Raw genomic sequence first — 4,610 nt, forward strand, 5'->3', positions numbered from 1 at the left:
ATCTTCGTGCCGAAGGTGAAGCGGGGGGTGTACCGCGGCCTCGGCGGGAGGTGACCTCCGCGCGCCCTGAGGCCACCCGCTCTCCGGGGGGTCTCAGGGCGGTCTACGCGGGGTCTGCGGGACAGCGGTGACCGGAATACGCGGTCACCGCTGTTCACCATTTCACCTCGACAATCTCAACAAAGGAAAACGCGTGCCCGGACAAGGCATTCCGGAGCTAGGCTCCTGGCCATGAGCGCGTCCATCGGCAGCACCACCATGGAACCAGTCGAGTCGCTGTTCTCGTGGTTCCGCGAAATGCTTGATTCACGGCCGGTCACCCACGGCGGCGACCACGGGGTGGAGGTGTTCGGTTATGCGGACATCACCAGGATCCTCGCGGACACCAAGACGTTCTCCTCGGAGACGGCGCGGCTCTTCAACGCGCCGCACGTGGAACTCGACCGATTCGACGAGGGCAACCTGGTCACCACGGACCCGCCCCGGCACCGCAAACTGCGCACCGTCATCAGCCAGGTCTTCACCCCCCGCGCCGTCGCGAACCTCTCCGAGCGCATCGAACTGATCACCGCCCGCCTGCTGGACCAGGTCGCCGACCGGGACTCGTTCGACCTCGTCGACGCGCTCGCCTTCCCGCTGCCGATCACGGTGATCGCCGACGTGCTCGGCCTGCCCATCGAGGACGAGCCGCTGTTCCGCGTGTGGGGCGACGCGATCGGCGCGCTCGACGCCGCCACCGTCCCCCCGGACCTGCTCGACAGCGAGGTGGGGCCCGCGCTCCACGAGATGGGCGAGTACTTCCTGCGGCACGTGCGCGACCGCCGGGAGAACCCGCGCGACGACGTCATGAGCAGGCTGGCGAACGCCACCATCGACGGCGAGCCGCTGACCGACGGCGAGATGATCGGCGTCACCGGCCTGACCATGTTCGCCGGGCACGCCACCACGATGTCGTTGATCTGCACCGCGGTCATCCTCCTCGACCAGAACCCCGGGGCGCTGGCCGAGATCCGCGCGAACCGGGACCTGGTGCCCGGCGCGCTGGAGGAGGTGCTGCGCATGTACCCGCCGTTCCCGCGCCTGGTGCGGGTCACCACCACTGACACCGAGATCGGCGGGCACCCGGTCGCCGCGGGCCAGCTCGTGACGCCGTGGATCGGCGCCGCCAACCGCGACGCCGTCAAGTTCCCCGACCCCGACCGCTTCGACATCCACCGCAACACCGGTGGGCACCTGGTGTTCGGCCAGGGCATCCACTTCTGCCTCGGCGCGCCGCTGGCGCGGCTGGAGGGCAGGATCGCGCTGAACATGCTGCTGGACCGCTACTCGAAGATCAGCGTCGACCCCGCCCTCGGCGTGGAGTGGGAGAACCCCCACCAGATCATCTGCCCCCGCCGGCTGCCGGTGCGGGCATCTCGGTGATCTCGCAGTACACCACGCGGGCGGCGGTGGCCTGATCACAGGCGCCGGCGCCCGCGTGCCGCTCCCGGCGCAGGAACGCCGAGCCGGACGCCAGGACCCGCCTCACGTGCCTGCGCCGCGCGTCCGAGTCGTCGCCCACGTCGGCGAGCATGCTCCCGGCCGGACCCCTGACGCCGCTGTCCCTCGTGGACCGCAGGAACTCCAGCAGCCGGTCGATCGCGTTGTCCGAGATGGGTTCCAGGTTCATCACCAGCGCGTGCCGCAGCCGTGAACCCCACACCGGGCGGCGCTTGACCAGCTCCGGCCGCGCGGTGACGACCACCAGCACCGGCAGGCCCGCGAGCGACCTCGGCAGGTCCTCGACGAAGTCGACCAGGTGGTCGTCCGCGACGTGCAGGTCCTCGACGACCACGACGACGGGGCCGCACAGGGCGATCCGGCCGAGGAGGTACCGCCACGCGCGCAGCACCTCGGCGACCGGCACGTCCGGGGTGTCCCGCGCCGGGTCGACCAGACCGGTGAGGCAGGTCAACAACCTGCGCCGCTCGTCCTCCGACTGGACGAGCCGCTCCACCGCGCCGGCCAGCTCGGCCCGCACCGACTCGGCGGGGCCGTCCGGGTCCACGCCGCAGTACGAGCACAGCAGGTCGTTGAGCACGTCGGTGACGGTGTCCTCGACGAACCTCCGCGCGCGGCCGACCAGCACCCGCACCGGTTCGGCGGCGGCGGCGACCCTGCGCTCGAACTCCAGGGCGAACCGGGTCTTGCCGACGCCGGGGTCGCCGAGGACGGTCACCAGGTGCGGCGCCCCGAGGTGCCGGGTGCGGTGCAGGAGCCCGCGCAGCACCTCCAGGTCGTGCTCCCGGTCGACCACCGGCATGTCGTGCAGCGCCACGTACTCCTGCCGGAGCCCGCCGACCTGCCAGCCGAAGGACGAGTCGGCCCTGAAGTAGGTGACGGCGCACTCGGTGGCGCGCCTGGTGTTCTCGCACACCCGGATCTCGCCGACCGGGGTCTGCGAGAGCAGCCCGTGGCACTCGTCGAGCAGGACGCCGCTCACCGACGGCGCGCTGTCGTTGTCGGGGTGGTAGCGCACCAGCGCCTCGCCGGTGGCCACCGCGACGTGGACGGCGATGGGCGGCTCGTCGCAGGCGGCGTCCGGGAAACCGAGGCGGTCGCGGATGGTCAGCGCGGCGAGGACGGCGCGCTCGGCGTCGTCCTCGGCGGTGTCGGGCACGCCGAACAACGCCAACCAGATCGACCCGATGGAGGCCGCGACGGTGCCGCCCAGCGACTCCACCTCGGTGCGGATCGCGACCGCGGCCGTCTCCAGCGCCGTGTTGCCCATGCCCTGGCAGCGCACGATGAGCGTGCTGACGTCCTTGCGCTCGGCCACCATGCTGCGCAGCACGTGCACGGTGGGCGCCGGGACGAGCCCGGTGTCCTCGTGCCGGTCCGGTTCCGGCCCCGGGACGGGTCTTCGCGCCGGCGCCGGCGGCGCGGGGCGGACGTCGGCGGGCCTCGGCTGCTCGTCGGCCGGGTCGCGGGGGAGACCGGTCATCCTCTGCTTGATCTGCTGCTGCATCCCGACCGGGATCAGCCCCGGGTCGTGGGTGAGGATCGCCTGCTGCAGCGAGCGCAGCGCCGGGCTCGGCTCCAGGCCGACCTTCTCCACCAGGGTGGTGCGCACGGTGTAGTAGGCGTTGAGGGCGTCGGTCTGCCTGCCGCTGCGGTACAGCGCCAGCATCAGCTGCCCGCACAGGCGCTCGCGCAGCGGCTCGGTGGCGACCGTGCGCTGGAGCTCCGACAGGACCTGCTGGTGGTGCCCCCTGGCGAGCTCGACCTCGAAGTAGTCCTCCAGGGCGTCGAGCCTGGCGTTCTGCACCGGGGTCAGCTCGGGCCAGTGGATGCCGGACTCGACCAGGTCGGCCAGCGCGGGTCCGCGCCACAGCTCCAACGCCTGCCGCAGCAGCAGGGACGCCGCCGCCAGGTCGCCCTCGGCGAACCTGGCGCGCCCCGCCTCGACCTTGTGGTGGAAGTCCTGCACGTCGGTCTGCTCGGGCTCGACGCGCAGCATGTAGCCGGGCGGCTGGCTGAGCAGCACGGCGGAGCCGCCGCCGTTGGCCGACAGCGCCCGGCGCAGCCGCCAGACCGAGTTCTGCACGATCTTCCTGGCCGACAGCGGGACCTTGTCCTTGGGCCAGAGCGAGTCCACCAGCTGGCTGCTGGCCACGACGCGGTTCCGGTTGAGCAGCAGGAGCCCGAGGGTGGCCCGCTGTCGGGTGCCGCCGAGGTCGACCAACTCGTCGCCGTGCACGACCTCTAAAGGGCCCAGCATCTTGAAGTAGGTCACTTTCTCTTTCCCCCAGAGATTCCGTCGCGTCCCACGGGGACGGCGTCGAGCCCGCCCCCACCGCAGCGTCTTGTCACCTGTACGTGAGCGTCGCACATCTACGGTGCGAACGCAGCAGCCCAAGCCGTCCCGCGTACGGCCCGAAGGTGTGAACGGCCCCGGAAACTTGACCCCCTGGTGGCGGTTGAAAACCGACCCCCGTCTTGCTTTTTATCGGGTTGTCTCGGCAATCGGGCGATTGCCGAGACGGCCGGCGTGTGGTGCGGGCGAATGTGAACGGCACTCCTGATCCTTCGGAATGCCCAAGTCCCGAAGGTGGGAAGGGTCACGGAACCCCCCCGGGGCCGGTCCGGGAACCGGTCGGCGGCCGTGGGCGCCGGGCTCGACGGCCTGGTCAGTGGTCTGGTCGGGCGACGGCGCAGGGGCGGGAGCGGGTGCGCCCGGTCGCGGGGGAGCCGTACGCCCGGAAGGGCCGGCGGTCGAGGGCGACCGACCGCCGGCCCCCTTTCCGCGAGGCGTCCGCTCACGCGGGTCGAGCGGTTCTGTCGGAGGACGACCAATCGTGCGATCGGCCGCGAAGAGGGGCGCGGACCCCGTGCGGCGCGTCGGTATGTGGCCGCAGTCACAATGGGGTCGTGCCCTCGTCCCGCGCATCACCCGCAACGGGCGGCGGGGCGGGTATTACTCGATTGAACGCCTTCTTCGCCACATGCGCCTAAAGGCGTCCGGGTGGTCCCGGGAAGGGTGCGGGAGTGCCTCGGGAAGGGTGCGGGAGTGCGCCGGGAAGGGTGCGGGAGTGCGCCGGGAAGGGTGCGGGAAAAGGGCCGTGCCCGTC

General features: G+C 71.6%; 2 protein-coding genes. One reads left to right on the plus strand and one right to left on the minus strand.

Features of this window, described 5'->3' with window-relative positions; all coding sequences use genetic code 11:
* The first annotated feature begins 231 nt into the window (after window positions 1–231).
* Entirely contained in the window at window positions 232–1,422 is a 1,191-nt protein-coding gene (locus tag ACR807_RS41175) for a cytochrome P450 (protein ID WP_438926982.1), read from the plus strand.
* On the opposite strand, the gene ACR807_RS41180 is transcribed toward ACR807_RS41175, so the two are convergent.
* Window positions 1,382–3,775: an ATP-binding protein gene (locus ACR807_RS41180; RefSeq protein WP_438926983.1), complete on the minus strand. Its 2,394-nt coding sequence runs from the start codon at window positions 3,773–3,775 to the stop codon at window positions 1,382–1,384. The genes ACR807_RS41175 and ACR807_RS41180 overlap by 41 nt on opposite strands.
* Window positions 3,776–4,610: the final 835 nt, after the last annotated feature.

The sequence above is a fragment of the Saccharothrix sabaoui genome (assembly GCF_051756985.1).
Classification (GTDB): domain Bacteria; phylum Actinomycetota; class Actinomycetes; order Mycobacteriales; family Pseudonocardiaceae; genus Actinosynnema.